The organism is Dyella sp. ASV21, from assembly GCF_016428975.1.
GTDB lineage: Bacteria > Pseudomonadota > Gammaproteobacteria > Xanthomonadales > Rhodanobacteraceae > Dyella.
Genome location: NZ_JAELTT010000344.1, coordinates 1 through 314, shown reverse-complemented (window position 1 = coordinate 314; position 314 = coordinate 1). Strand labels below are relative to the sequence as shown.

General features: G+C 75.5%; 1 protein-coding gene. It reads right to left on the bottom strand.

Going from position 1 to position 314, the window contains the following annotated elements:
• Window positions 1-113 precede the first annotated feature (113 nt).
• The coding region (locus JHD67_RS21875; protein WP_199101220.1) for a DUF2239 family protein at window positions 114-314 on the bottom strand (201 nt) is incomplete at its 5' end.

The window sequence follows — 314 nt, the reverse complement described above, 5'->3', positions numbered from 1 at the left end:
CCCCCCCCCCCCCCCCCCCCCCCCCCCCCCCCCCCCCCCCCCCCCCCCCCCCCCCCCCCCCCCCCCCCCCCCCCCCCCCCCCCCCCCCCCCCCCCCCCCCCCCCCCCCCCTTTTTAATGACACGGCGCCCACCGAGATCTACACCCGAACGTTGTCGTCGGCAGCGTCAGATGTGTATAAGAGACAGGACGCCAGAACGCACGAGCGGCTTCTTCGTAACCAGGCAGGTCCCCGGCCATGGTGAGCATGAAGCGATCGAGCGCCTCGCCTGCGAGGCGCGCGCGATCGCGTCCCACGCTTTCGCGACGCGCTTC